At 45.5% G+C, this 21,019-nt stretch carries 16 protein-coding genes; 9 read left to right on the forward strand and 7 right to left on the reverse strand.

Going from position 1 to position 21,019, the window contains the following annotated elements; genetic code table 11:
- Positions 1–26 precede the first annotated feature (26 nt).
- Positions 27–800 (reverse strand): TatD family hydrolase, encoded by a 774-nt coding sequence (locus RXX31_RS18115; RefSeq protein WP_317591086.1) that lies wholly within the window; start codon positions 798–800, stop codon positions 27–29.
- Positions 801–985: 185 nt separating this feature from the next.
- Here RXX31_RS18115 and hemB point away from each other — a divergent pair, with 185 nt between their 5' ends.
- From hemB to polA, 3 genes are all read left to right on the forward strand, one after another.
- Entirely contained in the window at positions 986–2,047 is a 1,062-nt protein-coding gene (hemB, locus tag RXX31_RS18120; protein ID WP_317591087.1) for a porphobilinogen synthase, read from the forward strand.
- A gap of 140 nt (positions 2,048–2,187) precedes the next feature.
- Positions 2,188–2,622 (forward strand): GNAT family N-acetyltransferase, encoded by a 435-nt coding sequence (locus RXX31_RS18125; RefSeq protein WP_317591088.1) that lies wholly within the window; start codon positions 2,188–2,190, stop codon positions 2,620–2,622.
- A gap of 614 nt (positions 2,623–3,236) precedes the next feature.
- A complete protein-coding gene (gene polA / locus RXX31_RS18130; RefSeq protein ID WP_317591089.1) occupies positions 3,237–6,029 on the forward strand; it encodes a DNA polymerase I in 2,793 nt (930 codons plus the stop codon).
- A 745-nt stretch (positions 6,030–6,774) separates the two neighbouring features.
- Here the strand turns inward: polA and yihA are convergent.
- Complete coding sequence (yihA, locus tag RXX31_RS18135) at positions 6,775–7,434, reverse strand: ribosome biogenesis GTP-binding protein YihA/YsxC (RefSeq protein ID WP_317591091.1); 660 nt, start codon at positions 7,432–7,434, stop codon at positions 6,775–6,777.
- 159 nt (positions 7,435–7,593) lie between these two features.
- Between yihA and RXX31_RS18140 the strand changes: the two genes are divergently transcribed.
- The 5 genes from RXX31_RS18140 (at position 7,594) to hemN (ending at position 12,285) form a co-directional block, all read left to right on the forward strand.
- Positions 7,594–8,211 carry a c-type cytochrome gene (locus tag RXX31_RS18140; RefSeq protein WP_317591093.1) on the forward strand — a complete coding sequence of 206 codons (618 nt, stop codon included), beginning with the start codon at positions 7,594–7,596 and terminating at the stop codon, positions 8,209–8,211.
- A gap of 791 nt (positions 8,212–9,002) precedes the next feature.
- A complete protein-coding gene (locus RXX31_RS18145) occupies positions 9,003–9,641 on the forward strand; it encodes a class I SAM-dependent methyltransferase (RefSeq protein ID WP_317591094.1) in 639 nt (212 codons plus the stop codon).
- A complete protein-coding gene (yihI, locus tag RXX31_RS18150) occupies positions 9,641–10,183 on the forward strand; it encodes a Der GTPase-activating protein YihI (RefSeq protein WP_317591095.1) in 543 nt (180 codons plus the stop codon). Before RXX31_RS18145 ends, yihI begins: the two co-directional genes overlap by 1 nt.
- 7 nt (positions 10,184–10,190) lie before the next feature.
- Entirely contained in the window at positions 10,191–10,679 is a 489-nt protein-coding gene (locus tag RXX31_RS18155) for a DUF2489 domain-containing protein (protein WP_317591097.1), read from the forward strand.
- A 214-nt stretch (positions 10,680–10,893) separates the two neighbouring features.
- The gene (gene hemN, locus RXX31_RS18160) at positions 10,894–12,285 is read left to right on the forward strand and encodes an oxygen-independent coproporphyrinogen III oxidase (protein ID WP_317591098.1); all 1,392 of its coding nucleotides are present in this window, start codon (positions 10,894–10,896) and stop codon (positions 12,283–12,285) included.
- Between the two features lie 67 nt (positions 12,286–12,352).
- Here the strand turns inward: hemN and add are convergent, their stop codons facing one another.
- The 5 genes from add to glnA form a co-directional block, all read right to left on the reverse strand.
- Positions 12,353–13,357: an adenosine deaminase gene (add, locus tag RXX31_RS18165; RefSeq protein WP_317591100.1), complete on the reverse strand. Its 1,005-nt coding sequence runs from the start codon at positions 13,355–13,357 to the stop codon at positions 12,353–12,355.
- A gap of 449 nt (positions 13,358–13,806) precedes the next feature.
- Positions 13,807–15,210, reverse strand: coding sequence for a nitrogen regulation protein NR(I) (gene glnG, locus RXX31_RS18170; RefSeq protein ID WP_317591101.1), 1,404 nt, complete (start codon positions 15,208–15,210; stop codon positions 13,807–13,809).
- 57 nt (positions 15,211–15,267) lie between these two features.
- Positions 15,268–16,314, reverse strand: a complete 1,047-nt coding sequence (glnL, locus tag RXX31_RS18175; RefSeq protein ID WP_317591103.1) for a nitrogen regulation protein NR(II) — start codon at positions 16,312–16,314, stop codon at positions 15,268–15,270.
- Between the two features lie 130 nt (positions 16,315–16,444).
- Complete coding sequence (locus RXX31_RS18180) at positions 16,445–17,029, reverse strand: DUF4124 domain-containing protein (RefSeq protein ID WP_317591104.1); 585 nt, start codon at positions 17,027–17,029, stop codon at positions 16,445–16,447.
- Positions 17,030–17,224: 195 nt separating this feature from the next.
- Complete coding sequence (gene glnA, locus RXX31_RS18185) at positions 17,225–18,634, reverse strand: glutamate--ammonia ligase (RefSeq protein ID WP_317591105.1); 1,410 nt, start codon at positions 18,632–18,634, stop codon at positions 17,225–17,227.
- Positions 18,635–19,171: 537 nt separating this feature from the next.
- Here glnA and typA point away from each other — a divergent pair.
- Positions 19,172–21,001, forward strand: a complete 1,830-nt coding sequence (gene typA, locus RXX31_RS18190) for a translational GTPase TypA (RefSeq protein WP_317591106.1) — start codon at positions 19,172–19,174, stop codon at positions 20,999–21,001.
- The last annotated feature ends 18 nt before the right edge of the window (positions 21,002–21,019 follow it).

The raw sequence follows: 21,019 nt of genomic DNA on the forward strand, positions 1-21,019 counted from the left end.
AATCTTATACTTTGTTGATGGCTAACTTATTGACTAGAAGGTAAATTAAACAGGGACTCGGCATTTTTTGTCGTCAATGCATCTACCTCGTCAATGGTTAAATCTCGTAGTTCAGCGATACGCTGGGCAACCAGAGAGGTATAAGCAGGTTCGTTGCGTTTTCCTCGATGTGGCACCGGCGCTAAATAAGGACAATCGGTTTCCAGGATAACCCACTGCATATCAAGGTGAGGAATGACTTTATCCATCCCGCCATTTTTAAACGTTGATACTCCACCCAGGCCAAGATGGAAGCCTAACTCGTTAATAGCCTGTGCTTCTTCCAAACTGCCGCCGAAACAATGGAATACGCCACGCAAGCGCCCATCTTGCTCCTGACGTAGCAGAGTTAATGTTTCTTCGATGGAGTCACGAGTGTGGATCACAACTGGCAAGTTCATCTCTTTAGCCCAGTTTAGCTGGGTAATAAATGCCATTTCTTGCTCAGCGCGATAGGTTTTATCCCAATACAGATCGATGCCTATTTCGCCCACAGCGATGAAATTATGTTTCTCAAACCAGCCATGAATAATCTCCAGCGTTTGTTCTACATTCTCATCCACATAGCATGGGTGAAGGCCCATCATCGAATGGCAAACATCAGGATAAGCGGCTTCGGTTTCCAGCATAGGCTCAATCGATTCCAGATCGATGTTTGGCAGCAAAATCTTATTAATGCCTTGTTCTCGTGCGCGTTTTACGACTTCATCTCGGTCATTATCAAATTCGCTGGCGTATATGTGCGCGTGGGTATCGATCATGGTTCGTCTCTGTGCTTCGTTTTTGAGGTCTTGTGAGAAGTATACTTGAGTGTGAGGGCGGGGTCATTTTCAGTTTTTTTCCGCGCCTTTTTTCCAGATTGTCACCCGCAAAGTGCATCAAGAGTGATATGATTTTGTCCACCAGATGATTTGATCATCATAACCGTCCAGACAAGGAGAAAATGGTGTCTGTATCAATTCAAGGTCCATTCCCTGCACGCCGTATGCGTCGTTTACGTAAGCATGACTTTAGCCGCCGTCTAGTGGCTGAGAACCAACTTTCTGTTAATGATCTGATTTACCCAATGTTCATTCTGATGGGCAAAGATCGTCGTGAAAGCGTTGAGTCCATGCCGGGTGTAGAGCGATTGTCTATTGACTTAATGCTAGAAGAAGCGCAATACCTTGCTAACCTAGGTGTTCCTGCAATCGCGCTTTTCCCTGTCGTAAACCAGGATGCAAAAAGCTTATGCGCAACCGAAGCCTATAACCCAGAAGGCTTAGTTCAGCGTGCAGTGCGATCTCTTAAAGAGCATATCCCTCAAATCGGTGTGATTACCGATGTTGCGCTGGATCCATTTACCACGCATGGCCAAGACGGCATCATTGATGAAGACGGCTATGTTATGAATGATGAAACGACCGAAGTGCTGGTTAAGCAGGCTCTGTCTCACGCAGAAGCGGGTGCTGATATTGTTGCGCCATCAGACATGATGGATGGACGTATTGGTAAAATCCGTGAAGCGCTTGAAGAAGCTGGCTACATTCATACTCAAATCATGGCTTACTCTGCGAAATACGCCTCAAACTACTATGGCCCATTCCGTGACGCTGTTGGTTCTTCATCTAACCTTAAAGGTGGAACGAAGAAAAACTACCAAATGGATCCGGCGAATATTGATGAGGCGATTCACGAAGTCGCGCTAGATATCAATGAAGGTGCGGACTCTGTCATGGTTAAGCCAGGAATGCCTTATCTGGATGTGGTTCGCCGTGTGAAGACTGAGTTGCAGGTGCCTACGTTTGCTTACCAAGTGTCGGGAGAGTACTCGATGCACAAAGCGGCAATTCTTAATGGGTGGTTAAAAGAGCGCGAAACTGTGATGGAATCACTGCTTTGTTTCAAACGCGCTGGTGCTGATGGCATCCTGACTTATTTTGCCAAAGATGTTGCCGAGTGGTTAGCGGAAGAAAATGCTCAAGCGGCTCAGCACCTGAATCTGTCTAAGGAAGCGACTGAAGAGTAATTATCGCTTAATGAGAAAAACCAGACCGACAATTGTTGTTCGTCTGTATATACCCAAGTAACCTCTGGCGGATCAAATAAGGCTAATTTACATAGCAGTAGTCCAAGGTGCTTGGGTATTTTATTTCTGGAGAAAGAACAATGACAATGCTGATTCGTGAAGGCACGTTGGAAGAGGCTCTTCAAGTCGTCACTCATGTGAAAGAGTTTGCCAATAGAGAAACAATCGAGTCTATGGCGCAGCGGATCGGCGATAAAAATAGCTTGATTCTAGTGGCAGAAAAGAACGGTACCATTTTAGGTTTCAAAATTGGTTACGAATTGGATGACGATACTTTTTACAGCTGGTTTGGGGGCGTTGCGCCTCAGGCTCGTAATGAAGGGGTCGCACAAATGTTGTTAGAGGCTCAGGAAGAATGGGTTGCAGATCACGGCTATAAAACCCTTAAAGTGAAGTCTCGTAACCAGTTTCCGGCGATGCTCAGGTTGTTGCTGAGAAATGACTACCTCATTGAAAAATTTGAAAAAAATGTCAATATTCGCGAATCTAGAGTGCATTTCATTAAAGCGATGTGAAAATAAATGAGATTTTTTCTCATTTAATCATTGACACCTAAATGAGAATCATTATTATTACAACTGTCTTAGGGAATGAGGAATAGTTCACAAGGACGTTGCATGACTTATTAACAGAAGTTGATTAACTGGCGTTGAGAAGGTGATGAAACAGTTTTCCAGAACTTGCACGAACTCTTTTTGACACGACATTGCTCACATTGCTTCCAGTGTAATTTATAGCTTCTTGGTTAAGCAGCTTGATAAAAATTGCTTTACCACTTCTGCTAGGCGACCCAATTGGGTCGCTTTTTTCTTTTCTACGATTTCATTTGACGCAACGATTCATAACTTTTCCACACTGGATGATCATTTTTAGATCGTTGATCTTTTCGTCTATAAATTAATTAATTCAATAATATCAATGGTTTGATTTTGTTATTTTCTATGAATTCTCATCCTGAATAACCAGTGGATAAATAATATAAACAGAGTTATCCACAGGGCGTGTTTGGTTTTAGTGTATCCACTCGAAATATTTACGCGATCTGGATCGAGCGAACAAGATAGATTCGGATCAGTAGTCATGGCATCCTAAGCAGATCTATTAAGTACTGACTTGGATACAGACAATTATGGCAAGTATTCCTGAAAATCCGCTGATTCTTATCGACGGTTCTTCTTATCTATATCGCGCTTTTCACGCCTACCCAGGCACTATGAGTAATGGTGAAATTCCAACCAATGCTGTTTACGGCGTAGTAAACATGCTGCGCAGTATGATGCGTCAGTTTGCGTCTGAACGTATTGCAGTGGTTTTTGATGCTAAGGGTAAAACCTTCCGTGACGATATGTATCCAGAATACAAAGCAAATCGTCCGCCAATGCCGGATGATCTTCGTTGCCAGATCGAACCTTTACACAATGTGATTCGTGCAATGGGCTTGCCATTAATTTGTGTTCCTGGCGTAGAAGCGGATGACGTGATTGGTACTTTGGCTCACCAAGCTTCGCAGAAAGGTATGCCAGTATTGATCAGTACGGGTGATAAAGACATGGCGCAGCTGGTGGATGATAACATCACCCTGATCAACACCATGACCAACGTTGTGATGGATCGCGAGGGTGTGATTGAGAAGTTCGGCATCCCGCCGGAGTTGATCATCGATTACCTGGCGTTAATGGGCGATAAAGTCGATAACATTCCAGGTGTACCTGGTGTGGGGGACAAGACCGCAACCGCATTGCTGCAAGGTATTGGTGGCCTGACGAAGCTTTACGAAAACTTAGATGATATTGCCCCATTGGGCTTCCGTGGTTCAAAAACCATGGCGAAGAAGCTGGTCGACAATAAAGAAAATGCGATGCTGTCGTACGAACTCGCTACCATTAAGCTTGATGTTGAGCTGGAAGAAACTCCGGAATCACTGCTCAAAGCAGAACCAAGCAAAGACGAGCTGATCAAGTTATATGGTCAACTGACGTTTAAGTCTTGGTTAAATGAGCTGTTAGAAGGCGGCTCAGGCGCTGTAGAAGCGGTCGAAATGGCTGGGTCTGCACGGGCATCGTCTGCGTCTTCTCATGCTGAGATGGAAACGTCAGCGGTGACGATTGATCGCAGCCAGTACGAAACCATTCTAGACGAAGCGTCTTTTAATACTTGGTTAGAAAAATTAAAAGCCTCTGACTTGTTTGCTTTTGATACTGAAACCGACAGCCTCAACTACATGGTGGCAAATTTGGTTGGTCTGTCGTTTGCGGTAGACGAAGGCATCGCTGCTTATGTTCCTGTCGCTCATGACTACCTTGATGCACCGCAACAGCTAGACCGTGACTGGGTGTTAGAGCAGTTAAAACCTATCTTAGAAGATGAGTCACAAGCCAAAGTCGGTCAGAACCTGAAATACGACGCCTCCGTATTAGCTCGCTACGATATTGAGATGAAAGGGATCAAGCACGACACCATGTTAGCGTCTTACGTGTACAACAGCGTAGGTGGCAAGCATGATATGGACAGCCTGGCTCTGCGTTTCCTTCAGCATAGCTGTATTTCATTCGAACAGATTGCAGGTAAAGGTAAAAAACAGCTGACCTTTAACCAAATCGAACTTGATCAAGCGGCGCCATACGCAGCAGAAGATGCGGATGTGACGCTTCGTCTACACAACCGTCTGTTTGCCAATATTGAACAAGACGACAAGCTAAAGTCGGTCTACGAAGAGATCGAAATGCCACTTGTGCCTGTCATTTCTCGTATTGAACGTACCGGCGTTTTGATTGACGACATGAAGCTGGGTGCTCAGTCAGTAGAAATCGCCGCACGCTTGGAAGAGCTTGAGCAAAAAGCGTATGAAATCGCTGAGCAAGAGTTCAACATGAACTCGCCAAAACAGCTGCAAGCGATCTTGTTTGAAAAAATGGGCTTACCAGTCGTTAAGAAGACACCTTCTGGCACGCCTTCGACCAATGAAGAAGTACTGCAAGAGTTGGCATTAGATTACCCGCTACCAAAACTGATTCTGGAATACCGAGGTCTGGCGAAGCTTAAATCGACTTATACCGATAAGCTACCGAAGATGATTAACCCAACAACAGGACGCGTGCATACCTCTTACCATCAAGCGGTAACAGCAACGGGTCGTTTGTCATCGACCGATCCAAACCTACAAAACATCCCTATCCGTAATGAAGAGGGACGTCGTATTCGTCAGGCATTTGTCGCGCCAACTGGTTACAAAATCCTGGCGGTCGACTATTCGCAAATCGAACTGCGCATTATGGCGCATCTGTCTGGCGACCAGGCTCTGCTTGATGCATTCCGTGATGGCAAAGACATCCACGCTGCCACCGCCGCTGAAATCATGGGTGTAAGTATTGAGCAAGTGTCTAATGAGCAGCGTCGCCGAGCGAAAGCGGTAAACTTCGGCCTTATCTATGGTATGAGTGCATTCGGCTTAGCGAAACAGTTGGGTATCCCGCGTGGAGAAGCGCAAACGTACATGGATACATACTTCGAGCGCTACCCTGGTGTGATGCAATATATGGAAGACACACGCAGCACTGCGGCTGATCAAGGCTATGTGGAAACTATCTTTGGTCGTCGTTTGCACCTGCCAGAAATTAAATCTCGTAATGGCATGCGTCGTAAAGCGGCGGAGCGTGCTGCGATCAATGCACCAATGCAAGGGACAGCAGCAGATATTATTAAGAAAGCGATGTTGCTTGTTGACCAATGGATTCAGTCTGAAGGTAACGGCCGAGTGAAGCTTTTGATGCAAGTACACGATGAACTGATATTTGAGGTTGAAGAGTCATCATTGTCCGAAATTGAAAGTAAAGTACAGAAATTGATGGAATCTGCAGCAGAGCTGAAAGTGCCTCTTGTTGCAGAAGCTGGTCATGGTGATAACTGGGATCAGGCCCACTAGTCATTTTTAAATCGATTTGTCTATTTTAATATGAGCCAGCGCACAAACGCTGGCTTTTTTTTGCGATTAAAAAAGCTGGGCCAATCTGAGCGTTAGTGTCATTTAATAAAAGTTTAATGAAAAAAAACTACAAAAATTCTTTGCAATTATGACCAATTGTTGTACATTAATACTCGTAGGGTACAGAGGTAAGATGTTCTATCTTTCAGACCTTTTGTTTCACGTTATTGGATTAGGCTGATTCAGCCGCCCCAGTCAGTTTTTGACTGGGGCGTTTTTTATTGGGCGAAAGAAAAGTTTTTATAGAACAGTTGTTTATCTTGTTTTCGACCTTGTTCTCTACTTTCCTATTTATAACTCCTTGCTCAACCTCACTTTTCTTTCCTATTGGCTTGATATACATCCTGTAAATTTACGCCAGTCACACTATGATTTTTTCTTTTAAGAAACTAAGTTATTGATAACGACAAAGCTTTGTCACCTAACTGTTTGAATTTATTTGTTTTTGGTGTGATCGCTAACTTTTACTGGGTGAAAGTGGGGCATTTTAATACTATTGAAATTGTTTGCTCGTTCAGTAATGCTCTCAGCATAATAACAACTACCAAGTTTTCTCTCCCGTTATCCCTGCCAGGAAGGTGGGGATTTTTATTTCTGTCATTTCTTTTCTGATTCGTTAGAGAAACAAAAGCCCCACCAACGGGTTGGCAGGGCTATGTCAAAAACATTTAACAAAAATTGTTAATTATTCTTCGTTGTTTTCTGGTGTTTCTAATTCGTCTTCTTCAATTAGATGTGCCAGTGCAGGCGCAAACCAAGTGTCCAGTTTGGCACGCAGCTGATCAACACCTAACCCTTTCAAAGAAGAGAATACGTCCACATCGACATCACCACCGAAAGTTTCAACTTGCTTACGAATCTTAAGGAGTGTCTGTTTACGAGCACCGCTTTTTAGTTTGTCTGCTTTGGTTAGCAGTACTTGCACAGGAATACGGCTGTCGATGGCCCAGAAAATCATTTGCTGATCGAGATCTTTCATTGGATGGCGAATATCCATTAGCACCACCAGGCCTTTTAGGCACTCGCGTTTCTGCAGGTATTCACCCAAAGATTTCTGCCACTTGTTTTTCATTTCTACCGGAACTTGAGCAAATCCATATCCCGGTAGATCGACAATGTGACAACCTTCTTCTACCTTGAAAAGGTTGATTAACTGGGTACGACCCGGCGTCTTTGATGTCTTGGCTAAACTTTTCTGGTTAGTCAGACGGTTAAGTGCACTCGATTTACCAGCATTTGAGCGTCCTGCAAACGCAATCTCGACACCTTCGTCCTCCGGCAAGTGGCGAATATCGGGTGCGCTGGTGATGAAATGCGTATTTTGGTAATGAATTTTTACGCTCACTGTTAACTCCATCTCGACTTTGTGTAGTCGATTGATTACTTTTTTGTGAAAATGTGTAAAATAACCGTGCTCGGCATGAGGTCGCCTATTGTACCATGAGTGTACACGGTATGTTCACATTCCGTGGTACTGGAAGCTTGATAATTATAATGGAATGTCATGAAGAAATTAGCGCTAATTTTGAGTGTTTTAGCCAGCTGCTCAGTATGGGCCCAAGGTAGTATTGAGGCTGGTAAAGCAAAATCACAAACCTGTGTCGCCTGTCATGGTGCAGATGGCAACAGTGCAATCGCAATGTACCCTAAACTCGCTGGCCAACACGCTAAGTATCTTGAAAAACAGTTACAAGATCTTAAGCTAGGTATGACAAGCGGTGGTAAGCAAGGTCGTTACGATCCCGTCATGAGTGGTATGGCAATGCCGCTAAGCGATGAGGACATTGCCGATCTATCCGCATACTATGCTTCTCTGCCAACGTCAGAGAACTCAACGCCTGAAAATGTCGTTGAGCAAGGCAAAGTGCTTTACACTGCTGGCGACGCAGAGCGTGGCTTAACAGCATGTATTGCGTGTCACGGTGCGCGTGGTAACGGTACTGAGCTTTCAGGTTTCCCTAAAATTTCTGGTCAGCATGCTGACTACATCAAAGCTCAGTTAACAAAATTCCGTGATGGTAGCCGTGGTAACGATATGAATGCCATGATGCGTGACATCGCAAAGAAAATGACAGATGAAGATATTGAAGTTCTGTCGCAATACGTTGGCGGTCTGCACTGATAACTGATACCCCTACATAGTTCGAGCAATGTTTAACAAAATGCCCCGGCGAATACGTCGGGGCATTTTTGTTAGTGATGCCGCTCACACCCGATGTCAGCGGCTAAATAGATATCTAGCTCGGTCGTTTGTAAGACATTTGCCATACTTGATGCTGCCTTTTACTCGCAGTTTTTATTAAATTAATGATTAGTAACATTTTTGTTTAGCGACTGAAAAAATGATGCGGTTTTTTTCTGTGCTCGGCTTGTGGCAAGGTTTGATCGGCGTAAAGTAGCAATTGTTCACAGGGGGTGAGCAAAGGGAAGTTCAGACCAAGGTTTCGGTCTCAGGGATTCAAGCTAGGGATGCTTGGTAATTGCAAAAGGATTTGGGTAGGCAAGGAGCCTGCCGGATAAGGATGGTCATCTCGTCTGACGGTTAAGACAGTGAAAAGGATCAGGCACAGGAAGTTGCCCAGAAGACAGGACGTTAATGGATAGCCAAAATTCATCAGGAAGATGAAAAACAACACTTTTTGGCAAGGAAAGCTCGAAAAACAAAAGGATTCTTGGTGCACTCAATGCGTGCAACACAGTTTCGCCACGCAAGGTGGCATTAGAAAGCGACAGTCTGACTGTCGCTTTTTTTATTTCTCTCTTGCAACGAGTTTTATGTTTAAATTCTCTCAGAAGACGATGTCCTATCCGAATCAGAGTTTTTTAACAAAAATTGATGAAAAAACACTCACCAACACTCCAATCTGAGTTCAGTTTCTGGTATGTTTCGCATCCCTGTTTAAGGAAGTCACCATGCATACCTGTCCTTTATGCCACAATCAGCACACTCAACACTATTATGAAGATAAGCGACGTGAATACCTTCAATGTGAACAGTGTCGTTTGGTGTTTGTAAATCCAGACCAACGTTTGGATGCAGAGACCGAAAAAGCTCACTATGATTTGCATGAGAACGATCCCGGAGACATGGGATATCGACGTTTTCTGTCACGCATGGCTGACCCGATGACAGAGCGAATTTCTCCACAATCGAACGGAATCGACTTTGGTTGTGGTCCGGGCCCGACACTTTCTCTAATGTTAGAGGAAGCGGGGCATAACATGGCGTTATACGATCTTTATTATCACCCTGATACATCGGTGCTAGAAAAGCAGTATGACTTCATGACAGCGACAGAGGTGATTGAACACCTCTACCACCCAGATATGGTGTGGAAGCAATGGTTGAATTTAGTTAAGCCTGGGGGCTGGATTGGCCTGATGACAAAAATGGTCATCGACGCAGAGGCCTTCAAATCATGGCATTATAAGAACGACCCAACGCATGTGGTGTTTTTTAGCCGTGAAACGTTCCAGTTCCTGGCAGAGCGGGATAAGCTCGAACTTGAATTTATTGGTAATGATGTAATTTTACTGAGGAAGACCCAGTAATGAGCCGTAGTAAAAAATCTAGAAAGCCGGGTGCAGCAGGCGCACCTGAACCTTTTGTCACTCGTAACCGTACAGAATCTGATGTCGAAGGCCGTTTACGTAAGCGTGCGAAAAAGCGCAAAGGTTTGAAAACAGGTAACCGTAACTCGGAAGCTAACGAACAGAAGCAACGCGCAGCTGCACAAAATCGTGACCCACGATTAGGCAGCAAGAAGAAGATTCCTCTCGTTGTTGAACCTGCGAAGAAGATGACCAAGCAAGAGCGTCGTCTGTCTGCGGAGCAAGAACTAGAGATGCTGGAAAACGATGCACAATTGAATGTGTTGTTGGATCGTATCGAGTCGGGTGAGAATCTGGGTACAGGTCTACAAAAATACGTAGACGAGAAGCTGGATCGCATCGAGAAGTTGATGGACCAACTTGGTCTGTTAGAACCTGAAGAAGAAGAGGACTTTACTGCTCCTGCTGCGAAAGGTTCTCGTAATGACGATGATCTTCTTGCGGATTTCGATGATATCAACTTTGACGACTACAAAGGATAATTAAGCGATGAACGTAACCTTATTAGCAATTGCAGGGTCGGTGATCATCATCGCTCTGGCTTCTTATGCAGGTTACCTTCTGCTTCAATTGAAAAAGCAAAAGGAATTGCAGCTGAAGCATCAAAAACTGGCGATTGATAAACGTAACGCCAACATTTTTGAGAATGTGCATACCTTGTGTCAGGCAGGCATTCAAGGCCAGTGCGACTTGTCGGAAATTAGTATTCGTGTTTACTGCATCATGGACTATGTTCAGGGTGAAGATCGCATTGATTTCGATAAAACGTATCCTGCAATTTCTGAGCTTTACCATATTGTGAAAGATATGGCGCGTGGCGAAGACCGCCAGCAACTTGCCAAAAAAGAGCGTATGCAACAGAACTTGGCTCGCCAAAAAGCGGAAAGTCGCTTAACCGAGTCGATCATTGAAGAGCTCGAATTGTTGAAGAAAAACGTCCAGCCACTGAATAATCAAATTAATATTCAGATGATCTAGCCACCAGAAAGTCACTTGATTGCTTGAATCCGCTTTTACCCCAGTGATGCTTATGGCCTCTGGGGTTATCGTGATCACGCTAGCATTTCTTTGGTTTTATAATTAAAAAGCCACAAGCGATTACCGCGGTTATCATGATCGTGTGGCAAAATAGATAGATCTGGATACTGGGTGGCGGTTTTCGTCACCCTAACATTTAACGGAAAGTACCACCATGTCGAATCAACACACTGAATCGAAACAACAAATCGTTTGGGATCAAGCAGTATTGGATAAGTACAACTATTCCGGTCCTCGCTACACGTCATACCCAACAGCATTAGAGTTTCATGAAGCATTTACCATTTCTGACTATGACATGGCATGCGCTCAGTACCCTGATCGTCCGTTGTCGTTGTATGTTCACATTCCGTTCTGCCATAAGCTTTGTTACTACTGCGGTTGTAACAAGGTTATTACTCGCCATTCGCATAAAGCCGATGAGTACCTTGATGTTCTAGAGCACGAAATTCGTCAACGCGCATCTTTGCTGGTGGGCAGAACAGTAACCCAACTGCATTTTGGTGGTGGTACACCAACGTTCCTATCTGAAAAACAGATCACACGCGTGATGAATTTGCTTCGTCAGGAGTTTTTCTTCAGTGATGATGCTGAAATCAGCATTGAAGTCGACCCGCGAGAAATTGAACTCACTATGCTGGATCACCTGCGAAGCGAAGGCTTTAACCGCTTAAGTATCGGTGTTCAGGACTTTAACAAAGAAGTTCAGCAACTGGTCAACCGTGAGCAGGATGAGAAGTTCATTTTTGATATGGTGGCACGTGCGAAAGACTTAGGCTTCCGCTCGACAAACCTGGATTTAATCTACGGCTTGCCGAAGCAGACCAAAGCGTCTTTTGCTAAGACACTGGAGCAAGTGCTTGAAATGTCGCCGGGTCGTCTCTCGGTGTTCAATTACGCTCACATGCCGCAACTTTTTGCCGCGCAGCGTAAGATTAAAGATGAAGATTTGCCACAAGCTGAAGAAAAGATGGCGATTTTACAAGACACCATCGCAACGTTGACCGATGCAGGCTACCAGTTTATCGGTATGGATCACTTCGCTAAGCCCGATGATGAACTAGCGGTCGCGCAGCGAGAAGGTGTGTTGCATCGCAACTTCCAGGGCTATACAACTCAGGGTGAGTGTGACTTAGTCGGCTTTGGCGTGTCGGCGATCTCGATGATTGGTGACGCTTACGCGCAGAACCAAAAAGAGTTGAAGAAATACTACGCTCAGGTGAACGAACTGCGTCATGCGCTTTGGAAAGGCGTCTCGCTGGATGAGGATGACTTACTACGCCGCGAAGTGATTAAACAACTGATCTGTAACTTTAAGCTGGATAAAAAAGCCATTGAGTCGGAGTTTAAGGTTACGTTTAATCAGTACTTCAAAGAAGACTTAGAGCTGTTGCAAACCTTCATTAATGACGAGCTGGTCGAAGTAGATGATAACGAAATTCGTGTCACTCTACGTGGTCGTCTTCTGATCCGTAACATCTGTATGAGTTTCGATAAGTATCTCCGTGCGAAGGCTCGTCAGCAGCAATTCTCCCGCGTGATATAGAGCCCGAGATATTCCGGATTCAAAAAATGCCAGCAAATGCTGGCATTTTTGTGTCTAATTGCTGCGATTATACGCGATCTTGTACTTTTTCTGTCAGCTCTGCTTTTTCGGCGTCTGACAGGAATGCTAATTCGAGGCCATTGATTTGCGCTTGGCGAATCTGTTCTTGGCTTAAACCTGCAGCTGGTGCCGCGACTTCGTATTCGTAAGGCAGTTCAATACCTTCAACCGCTGGATCATCAGTGTTTAGACATGCAAGAACACCATGTTCAAGGAACTGTTTTAGCGGGTGATTCGCAAGAGAAGCAACGGTGCTGGTCTGAATATTCGATGTCAGACAAGACTCAATACCGATACGGTGCTCCGCTAGGTAGTCCATCAACTTTGGATCTTCCACCGCTTTAACACCATGGCCAATTCGCGTTGCCCCTAACTGGTTGATCGCTTGCCACATGCTTTCTGCACCAGCGGCTTCACCAGCGTGTACTGTGACGTGAAGACCCGCATCTCGTACTTGTTTAAAGTGAGAAACGAAACGATCACCAGGCTGTCCCAGCTCGTCACCGGCAAGGTCAACCGCCACAATGTGATCTTTCTGACTAAGAATGCCGTCCAGCTCTTGTTGGCACGCATCGATACCGAATGTACGGCTCATGATACCAATCAAATTGGCTTTTACGCCGAAATCACGCATCCCCGCTTGCACACCATCGACAACCGCTTCGACAACACCGGCTACTGGCAGATTGTGTTTCATTGCCATGTAGTAAGGCGAAAAACGTAATTCTGCGTAATCTATTTGAGCGTTTAGCGCATCCTCAACGTTCTCGTAGGCGACGCGACGACATGCATCCAGATCACCCAGTACTGCTACGCCCCAGTCCAGTTTAGAAAGGAAAGCAACAAGAGAGGGCTCCGCTTCGACAATCTGAACGTGTGGTGTTAGAGATTCAACGTCGTACGCAGGCAGTGCCATGCCAAATTTTTGGCCAAGATCTAGGATGGTCTGGGTACGGATGTTGCCGTCTAGGTGGCGGTGCAAATCGGTGAGAGGAAGGTGCTTAGTTATCATTATGTCGATCCGGATAGTTATGAACTGGAACAAGGCCCAAACATCATCTGTGACAATACATGGGGAAGATTTGCAATTAAGTATAATGAACAGTTTGGTCGATTGTCAGTAGAGCGTGACCAGGAAATCAGCGATTATCGTTGTTTTCTACTTCATGTTAACTAAATGTGTTGAGGGTTCGTCCTATTGCATGGAGTGACATTAATGATAGCCAGTCACGGATGATCACTTATCGAGCGTGAGCACTGAGATCGATATTCCTGATTCTGTTGATATGGATAAAAGAGTGGGCGAGATAGCCGCATTGCGGCAATACTGGGTTTGGTAAAGGAGGGAGCTCGGGCCAGAGATGACGCCAGATGGGCCGTCATCTCGTTGAGTAGCTGAACTTACGTAGGCATAACATACATAGAACCGGGTCTAAGCATGCCGCTTTATTACCCTCACTCTCAGTATAATTCTTTTAATTTTCTAGTCAGAGTATTACGCCCCCAACCTAAGACTTTTGCCGCATCTTGTTTGTGGCCTTTCGTGTGTTCTAACGCGGCTTCCAACAAAATACGTTCAAATTCTGGTAATGCGTAAGCAAGCAGTTCTTTATCTCCTGCTGCTAATGATTGTCGTGCCCAGTCCGCCAGTTGTTCTTGCCAGCTGCCTTGTGTAGAGCCTGAAACGGTTTTCTTCTCTTGCAGCAGTTCTGAAGGTAAGTCGTTGGGTAAAACTTCGCTACCGCTGGCCATCACCGTTAACCAACGGCAAATGTTCTCTAGCTGACGGACGTTGCCCGGCCAGTCCAATCGGTTAAGAATTTCTACCGTAGAAGGGTGCAGTGTTTTGGTTTCTACGCCAAGCTCGTCTGCGGCGCGCAATAAGAAGTGCTGAGTTAGCTTTTCGATATCCTGCTTACGTTCACGCAGCGCCGGGATTTGTACGCGTATGACGTTCAGACGGTGGAACAAATCCTCACGAAAATCACCTTCATGAACCAATCTTTCCAGGTTCTGGTGAGTCGCGGCCACGATACGTACATCGACACTGATTGGTGAATGACCACCGACGCGGTAAAATTGGCCATCAGCCAGCACACGCAATAATCGCGTCTGAATATCCAATGGCATATCACCGATTTCATCCAGAAATAGCGTACCGCCATTGGCTTGTTCGAACCGGCCTTGGCGAACATTGTTCGCGCCAGTAAACGCGCCTTTTTCATGGCCAAACAGTTCAGACTCAATCAGATCTTTTGGAATCGCGGCCATGTTCAGTGCGATAAAAGGTTTGTTAGCACGAGGGCTATGGCGATGCAGTGCGTGGGCGACCAGTTCTTTACCTGTGCCTGATTCACCATTGATTAATACTGAAATTGAAGAGCGGGAAAGACGGCCAATCGCGCGAAACACTTCCTGCATCGCTGGTGCTTCACCGATGATTTCTGGTGTTTCGGCAGGGATGTCTTCTGGTGACAACTGCACACGTTTATTTTCATGACTGTGAGCAATAGCGCGCTCGACCAAAGTCAGGGTTTCATCGATATCAAACGGTTTTGGCAGGTATTCAAACGCGCCTTTTTGGTACGCGTTTACGGCTGCGTCCAAATCGGAGTGAGCTGTCATAATGATGACTGGCAAGTCCGGATAATCACGCTGCACTTGTTTCAGCAGCTCGAGACCATCGATGCCCGGCATGCGTATATCTGAAACCAGAACGTCAGGGACTTCACGCTCTAATGCCATTAATACGCTTTCTCCATCAGCGTAGGTTTCGCATTTTATATTGGCTGAAGACAGGGTTTTTTCCATTACCCAGCGAATTGAACTGTCGTCATCAACGACCCAAACATATCCTTTACTCATCTACTAGTCCTTGCAGCAAAACCGTAAAACTGACCCATAGCTAAACGCTAAGTTTGGTCAGATCGGCAAATAAATTGTGAAATTGGTGTGGCCAGGCCAGCTCTCAACATCGATTTTTCCGTTGTGCTGGTCGATCAGGTTCTGTGAAATAGACAGCCCGAGTCCGGTACCGCCTTCTCGGCCACTGACCATTGGGTAAAACAGGGTGTCTTGTAATTCAGGTGGAATGCCCGGTCCGTTATCGGTGATCTCTATACGCGCGGCTAATTTACAGCGCTTACCATGAATATTGGCTTGGTGCACTGTTCTGGTGCGAATGGTAATTTTACCGTGTTCTTGAGCCGCCAGAATTTGTGCCGCATTGCTGACGATGTTCAGCATGGCTTGTTCTATTTGGTCCGCATCCATCAAAATCTCTGGCAGGCTTGGGTCATAATCACGCTCAATGGTGATAGAGTGTTGAGACTCCAGCTCGACCAGTTGGCGTACTTTTTCCAGAACCTGATGGAGGTTTTCTTGGGTTTTTTTACCTGGCTTTTGCGGGCCAAGTAAGCGATCGACCAAGGCTCTCAAGCGATCGGCTTGCTCGATAATGATATGGGTATATTCCGTTAATGATGGCTCTGGTAACATTTTTTCCAGTAGCTGTGCTGCCCCCCGCAGCCCACCTAATGGATTTTTAATTTCATGTGCCAGACCACGCACCAACAGTTTCGCGGCTTGCTGCTGTGCGTGTTGGTTTAGCTCTTGCGTCAGTCGGCGTTGCTGGTCAATCTTTCTCATTTCAACCAACAGCATCAACTGCTTTGCCCAGGTTATTGGACTTACCGTCACTTCCAGCATCAAGGGCTTTCCATCGACAATGAAAGTGACATCGCTATCGGTGATGCTTTGACCACTTTGCAGTGGTTGAGTGAGCAGTGCCAAATCCATCGATGCATGTTGGATAAGTTGAGACAATGACTGCTCGACAATGCGTTTAGCACTTTGTGAAAACAACAGTTCTGCTGCTGGGTTGGCATAACGGATTGCCAAACCATCATCGAGAATCAGCGTTGCTGTAACCATATTGTTGAGAATGGCACTAGGAAGATTGGTATCCACATTATGTCCTTGTTTGCGTTAAGATCGTGCGACGCACAATAATGGTGCAATAGAACATTGAGTATGGCCAATAAAACTAACAAGAAAAAGTGAAAAGCTTCATTGTGATGCTATTTTTTCACTAAAAATTCTAATTTGCCCCGTTTGCGGTCGGCTTGATACTAGCTCTATGTAAATGCACCGTTATAGGGCTAGATGATGCAATAAGCTTGCCGCTTCGCTTGGCATGAACTGAAAGAGTGTGAGTCCCTCGGTCAATATCACTTAACTGCCAATTCAGGCGTGTTTGCGGTGCCCCGTAAGGCTTTCCATCAAGGAGAAGTTGTAACTGTTCTCCGATCCCGAGCTTACGGTTGGCTTCGAGTTGAATACTAATCCGCCCTCGATTGCTGCGCAGCGTTTCATCATGTTGGGGACTGAGCATAGTCAGCTGTAAAGGTTGGGGTTGTGCTGGTTGAGTTTGGGGCGTTGTCTCTGTTTCTTCTGTCTTCTGATTCATTTGTGGTGCAAGCGACTCGGTACTTTCGACTTCAGGAGCTGGAGCTGAGGCTTCCAAATTGGGCAGAACAATGGCCTTTGCACCCTGACTAGGCGTGTCACTGAAGTGAATCACACCATTTTTATCAACCCAGGTATACGCGACTTGTGCAGATACAACGGGGATAATCGCTACGCTACTGAGAGCGCACAGCAATGCAATAAGCTGAACTTTCATGGCTCACCTTCTCTTGACCGATATTTTCACGTTTTAGATTGCTTAGCCTCTTGGTACAAATAAGAAGAGTCTGAGCGTTTTTAATTATTCTCCCATGTTAAACGGCGGTGATTGCCTGACGAATACAAAAAAGGCCCGCCTGCGAGGCGAGCCTGATAATTTGCTACTGTGTTTACATTTTACACAGTCTAAACCTTATACAGAGTAGTAAAGTTCGAACTCAACTGGGTGAGTTGTCATGTTTACTTTTTCAACGTCCTGAGCTTTAAGGTCGATGTAAGAATCGATAAAGTCATCAGAGAATACGCCGCCTGCAGTTAGGAACTCACGGTCAGCATCTAGTTCTGCTAGTGCATCTTTCAGTGAGTATGCAACAGTTGGGATTTCTGCTGCTTCTTCAGCTGGTAGGTCGTAAAGGTCTTTATCCATTGCTTCGCCTGGGTGGATCTTGTTCTTGATACCGTCAAGACCAGCCATTAGCATTGCTGCGAAACATAGGTATGGGTTTGCTGCTGGGTCACCGAAACGAACTTCGATACGACGTGCTTTAGGGCTTGGTACCACTGGGATACGGATAGAAGCAGAACGGTTACGAGCTGAGTAAGCTAGCATAACTGGTGCTTCGAAGCCTGGTACAAGACGCTTGTACGAGTTAGTTGATGGGTTAGCAAATGCGTTGATTGCGCGAGCGTGCTTGATGATACCGCCGATGTAGTAAAGTGCCATTTCAGATAGGCCGCCGTACTTGTCACCTGCGAATAGGTTAACGCCGTCTTTTGCTAGAGATTGGTGAACGTGCATACCAGAACCGTTGTCGCCAACTAGTGGCTTAGGCATGAATGTCGCTGTTTTACCAAATGCGTGAGCAACGTTGTGAACAACGTACTTGTAGATTTGGATTTCGTCAGCTTTAGTTGTTAGCGTGTTGAAACGAGTCGCGATTTCGTTCTGACCCGCAGTTGCAACTTCGTGGTGGTGCGCTTCAACAACTAGACCCATTTCTTCCATGATTAGACACATAGCAGAACGGATGTCTTGAGATGAGTCAACTGGAGCTACTGGGAAGTAACCGCCTTTAACGCCAGGACGGTGACCTTTGTTACCTTCTTCGTAATCAGAACCTGTGTTCCATGCCGCTTCTACGTCATCGATCTTGAAGAAAGAACCTGACATGTCAGTTGCGAATTTAACGTCGTCAAACAGGAAGAACTCTGGCTCAGGACCGATAAGTACAGTATCTGCAACACCAGTTGAACGCATGAAGTCTTCTGCGCGTTTTGCGATTGAACGTGGGTCACGATCGTAACCTTGCATTGTCGCAGGTTCTAGAATGTCACAACGGATGTTTAGTGTTGCGTCTTCAGTGAAAGGGTCAAGCACAGCTGAAGATGCGTCCGGCATCATTACCATGTCTGATTCGTTGATACCTTTCCAGCCAGCAACTGATGAACCATCGAACATTTTACCTTCTTCGAAGAAGTCTGCGTCGATTTGGTGAGCAGGAATCGAAATGTGCTGCTCTTTACCTTTTGTATCTGTGAAGCGTAGGTCAACAAACTTAACTTCGTTTTCTTGGATCAGCGATAAAACGTTTTCTACTGACATCTTGGATAACCTCCAGTGTTAAATAAGCGGTAAAAGCTCGATTTAGGAACTATTCTGTAAATATTCAATTCGGCATTGATTAATCAAACCAAACTTTCATTAACCGATGCTGTTTTTTCTAAAGCTAGAACCGTGCCAAAAAAAATATTCCATTAATTTCAATGGATTGTGTTTTTGGATGCTAGTTTGGTGCAAGTGATTGCACCAATATGATCCTTTGCTGCACTTTGGTGGTGCAAATTATTTTTCTTGCACCACGATGTGACAGCCACATCGCTTATTCAGCCCACTTTTTAAGCAATAGTCAATTTGTATTGAACGTAAAAGCAAATAAAGTTCACTCTATGACATCGCTCAGAACATGAAAGCGTGCATTAAGCGTATAAATCGCAGAAATGCTCAGGAGTAGATCACATATTTCTAGGCTTTTTGCTAAAATCTGGTACATTATGGCCGTTTTTTTAATCAGCAAATGTCGCCAGAGAGCACCCGTTCTCAGCATGGTGGCATTTCATCTATCTAAGTGAATCAATATCCATGGCTACTCCACAGATTGATAAATTAAGAAATATCGCGATTATCGCGCACGTTGACCACGGTAAAACAACGCTGGTTGACAAGCTGCTACAACAATCAGGCACGCTTGAGTCTCGCGGTGAAGCTGAAGAGCGAGTCATGGACTCGAACGACATTGAAAAAGAGCGCGGTATTACCATTCTTGCTAAAAATACAGCAATTAACTGGAACGACTACCGTATCAACATCGTAGATACTCCGGGACACGCGGACTTCGGTGGTGAAGTAGAACGTATCATGTCGATGGTAGATTCTGTACTACTTATCGTTGATGCAGTTGACGGCCCAATGCCGCAAACTCGTTTCGTAACGCAAAAAGCGTTTGCTCATGGTCTTAAGCCAATCGTTGTTATTAACAAGATTGACCGTCCAGGTGCTCGTCCTGACTGGGTTATGGATCAAGTGTTCGATCTATTCGACAACCTGGGTGCAACTGACGAACAGCTAGACTTTAAAGTGGTTTACGCATCGGCACTTAACGGTTGGGCTTCTTTAGAAGAAGGCGAAACTGGCGAGAACATGGAGCCGCTATTCGAAACTATCGTTGAAGAAGTCGCTGCACCAGAAGTAGACCTTGACGGCCCACTACAAATGCAGGTTTCTCAGCTAGACTACAGCTCTTACGTTGGTGTTATCGGCGTTGCTCGTGTCACTCGTGGTAGCGTTAAGCCAAACCAACAAGTGACAGTTATCGGTGCGGACGGTAAGACTCGCAACGGTAAAGTGGGCACCGTAATGGGTTACCTAGGCCTAGACCGTCACGATGTAGATCAAGCTAACGCGGGTGATATCATTGCAATCACTGGTCTTGGCGAGCTAAAAATTTCTGACACTATCTGTGCGCAAAACGCGGTAGAAGCGCTACCTGCACTTTCTGTTGATGAACCAACAGTAACGATGACGTTCCAGGTAAACACGTCTCCATTCGCAGGTAAAGAAGGTAAATACGTCACTTCGCGTAACATTCTTGAGCGTTTAGAAAAAGAATTGGTTCACAACGTAGCACTACGCGTAGAGCAAACTGACGATCCAGACAAATTCCGCGTATCAGGCCGTGGTGAACTTCACCTGTCTATCCTGATCGAAAACATGCGTCGCGAAGGCTTCGAGCTTGCGGTATCTCGTCCAGAAGTAATCATCAAAGAAGAAGATGGTCAGTTGATGGAACCGTTCGAGACGGTAACTATCGACGTGCTGGAAGAGCACCAAGGCGGAATCATGGAGAACATCGGCCTACGTAAAGGTGAGCTGAAAGACATGTCTCCAGATGGCAAAGGCCGTGTTCGTATGGACTTCGTCATGCCATCTCGTGGTTTGATCGGCTTCCAAACGGAATTCATGACGCTGACTTCTGGTTCAGGCCTTCTTTACCATACGTTTGATCACTACGGCCCACACAAAGGCGGTAACATTGGTCAACGTGTAAATGGTGTACTAATCGCAAACGCGATGGGTAAAGCGCTAACAAACGCACTGTTCAACCTTCAGGAACGTGGCCGTCTATTCATTGGTCACGGTGTTGAGGTTTACGAAGGTATGGTTATCGGTATTCACAGCCGTGACAACGACCTGACGGTAAACGCACTGAAAGGTAAGCAGCTCACTAACGTTCGTGCTTCTGGTACGGATGACGCACAGGTTCTGACTCCACCAATCATCATGACGCTAGAGCAAGCGCTTGAGTTCATCGATGATGACGAGTTAGTAGAAGTAACGCCTGAAAGCATCCGTATTCGTAAGAAGTTCTTAACGGAAAGCGATCGTAAACGCGCTTCTCGTGCAGCGAAATAATTTGCTGTAACAGAGCCA

It is taken from the genome of Vibrio sp. EA2, from assembly GCF_033042495.1.
Taxonomy (GTDB): Bacteria; Pseudomonadota; Gammaproteobacteria; order Enterobacterales; family Vibrionaceae; genus Vibrio.

Bases quoted from the DNA above. Each gene is read 5' to 3' on its own strand.
- RXX31_RS18155 (WP_317591097.1), top strand. From the start codon at position 10,191: ATGAACGTAACCTTATTAGCAATTGCAGGGTCGGTGATCATCATCGCT.
- glnA (WP_317591105.1), bottom strand. From the start codon at position 18,634: ATGTCAGTAGAAAACGTTTTATCGCTGATCCAAGAAAACGAAGTTAAG.
- RXX31_RS18140 (WP_317591093.1), top strand. From the start codon at position 7,594: ATGAAGAAATTAGCGCTAATTTTGAGTGTTTTAGCCAGCTGCTCAGTA.
- RXX31_RS18180 (WP_317591104.1), bottom strand. From the start codon at position 17,029: ATGAAAGTTCAGCTTATTGCATTGCTGTGCGCTCTCAGTAGCGTAGCG.
- RXX31_RS18125 (WP_317591088.1), top strand. From the start codon at position 2,188: ATGACAATGCTGATTCGTGAAGGCACGTTGGAAGAGGCTCTTCAAGTC.
- glnG (WP_317591101.1), bottom strand. From the start codon at position 15,210: ATGAGTAAAGGATATGTTTGGGTCGTTGATGACGACAGTTCAATTCGC.
- typA (WP_317591106.1), top strand. From the start codon at position 19,172: ATGGCTACTCCACAGATTGATAAATTAAGAAATATCGCGATTATCGCG.
- add (WP_317591100.1), bottom strand. From the start codon at position 13,357: ATGATAACTAAGCACCTTCCTCTCACCGATTTGCACCGCCACCTAGAC.
- polA (WP_317591089.1), top strand. From the start codon at position 3,237: ATGGCAAGTATTCCTGAAAATCCGCTGATTCTTATCGACGGTTCTTCT.
- hemN (WP_317591098.1), top strand. From the start codon at position 10,894: ATGTCGAATCAACACACTGAATCGAAACAACAAATCGTTTGGGATCAA.
- RXX31_RS18115 (WP_317591086.1), bottom strand. From the start codon at position 800: ATGATCGATACCCACGCGCACATATACGCCAGCGAATTTGATAATGAC.
- yihI (WP_317591095.1), top strand. From the start codon at position 9,641: ATGAGCCGTAGTAAAAAATCTAGAAAGCCGGGTGCAGCAGGCGCACCT.
- RXX31_RS18145 (WP_317591094.1), top strand. From the start codon at position 9,003: ATGCATACCTGTCCTTTATGCCACAATCAGCACACTCAACACTATTAT.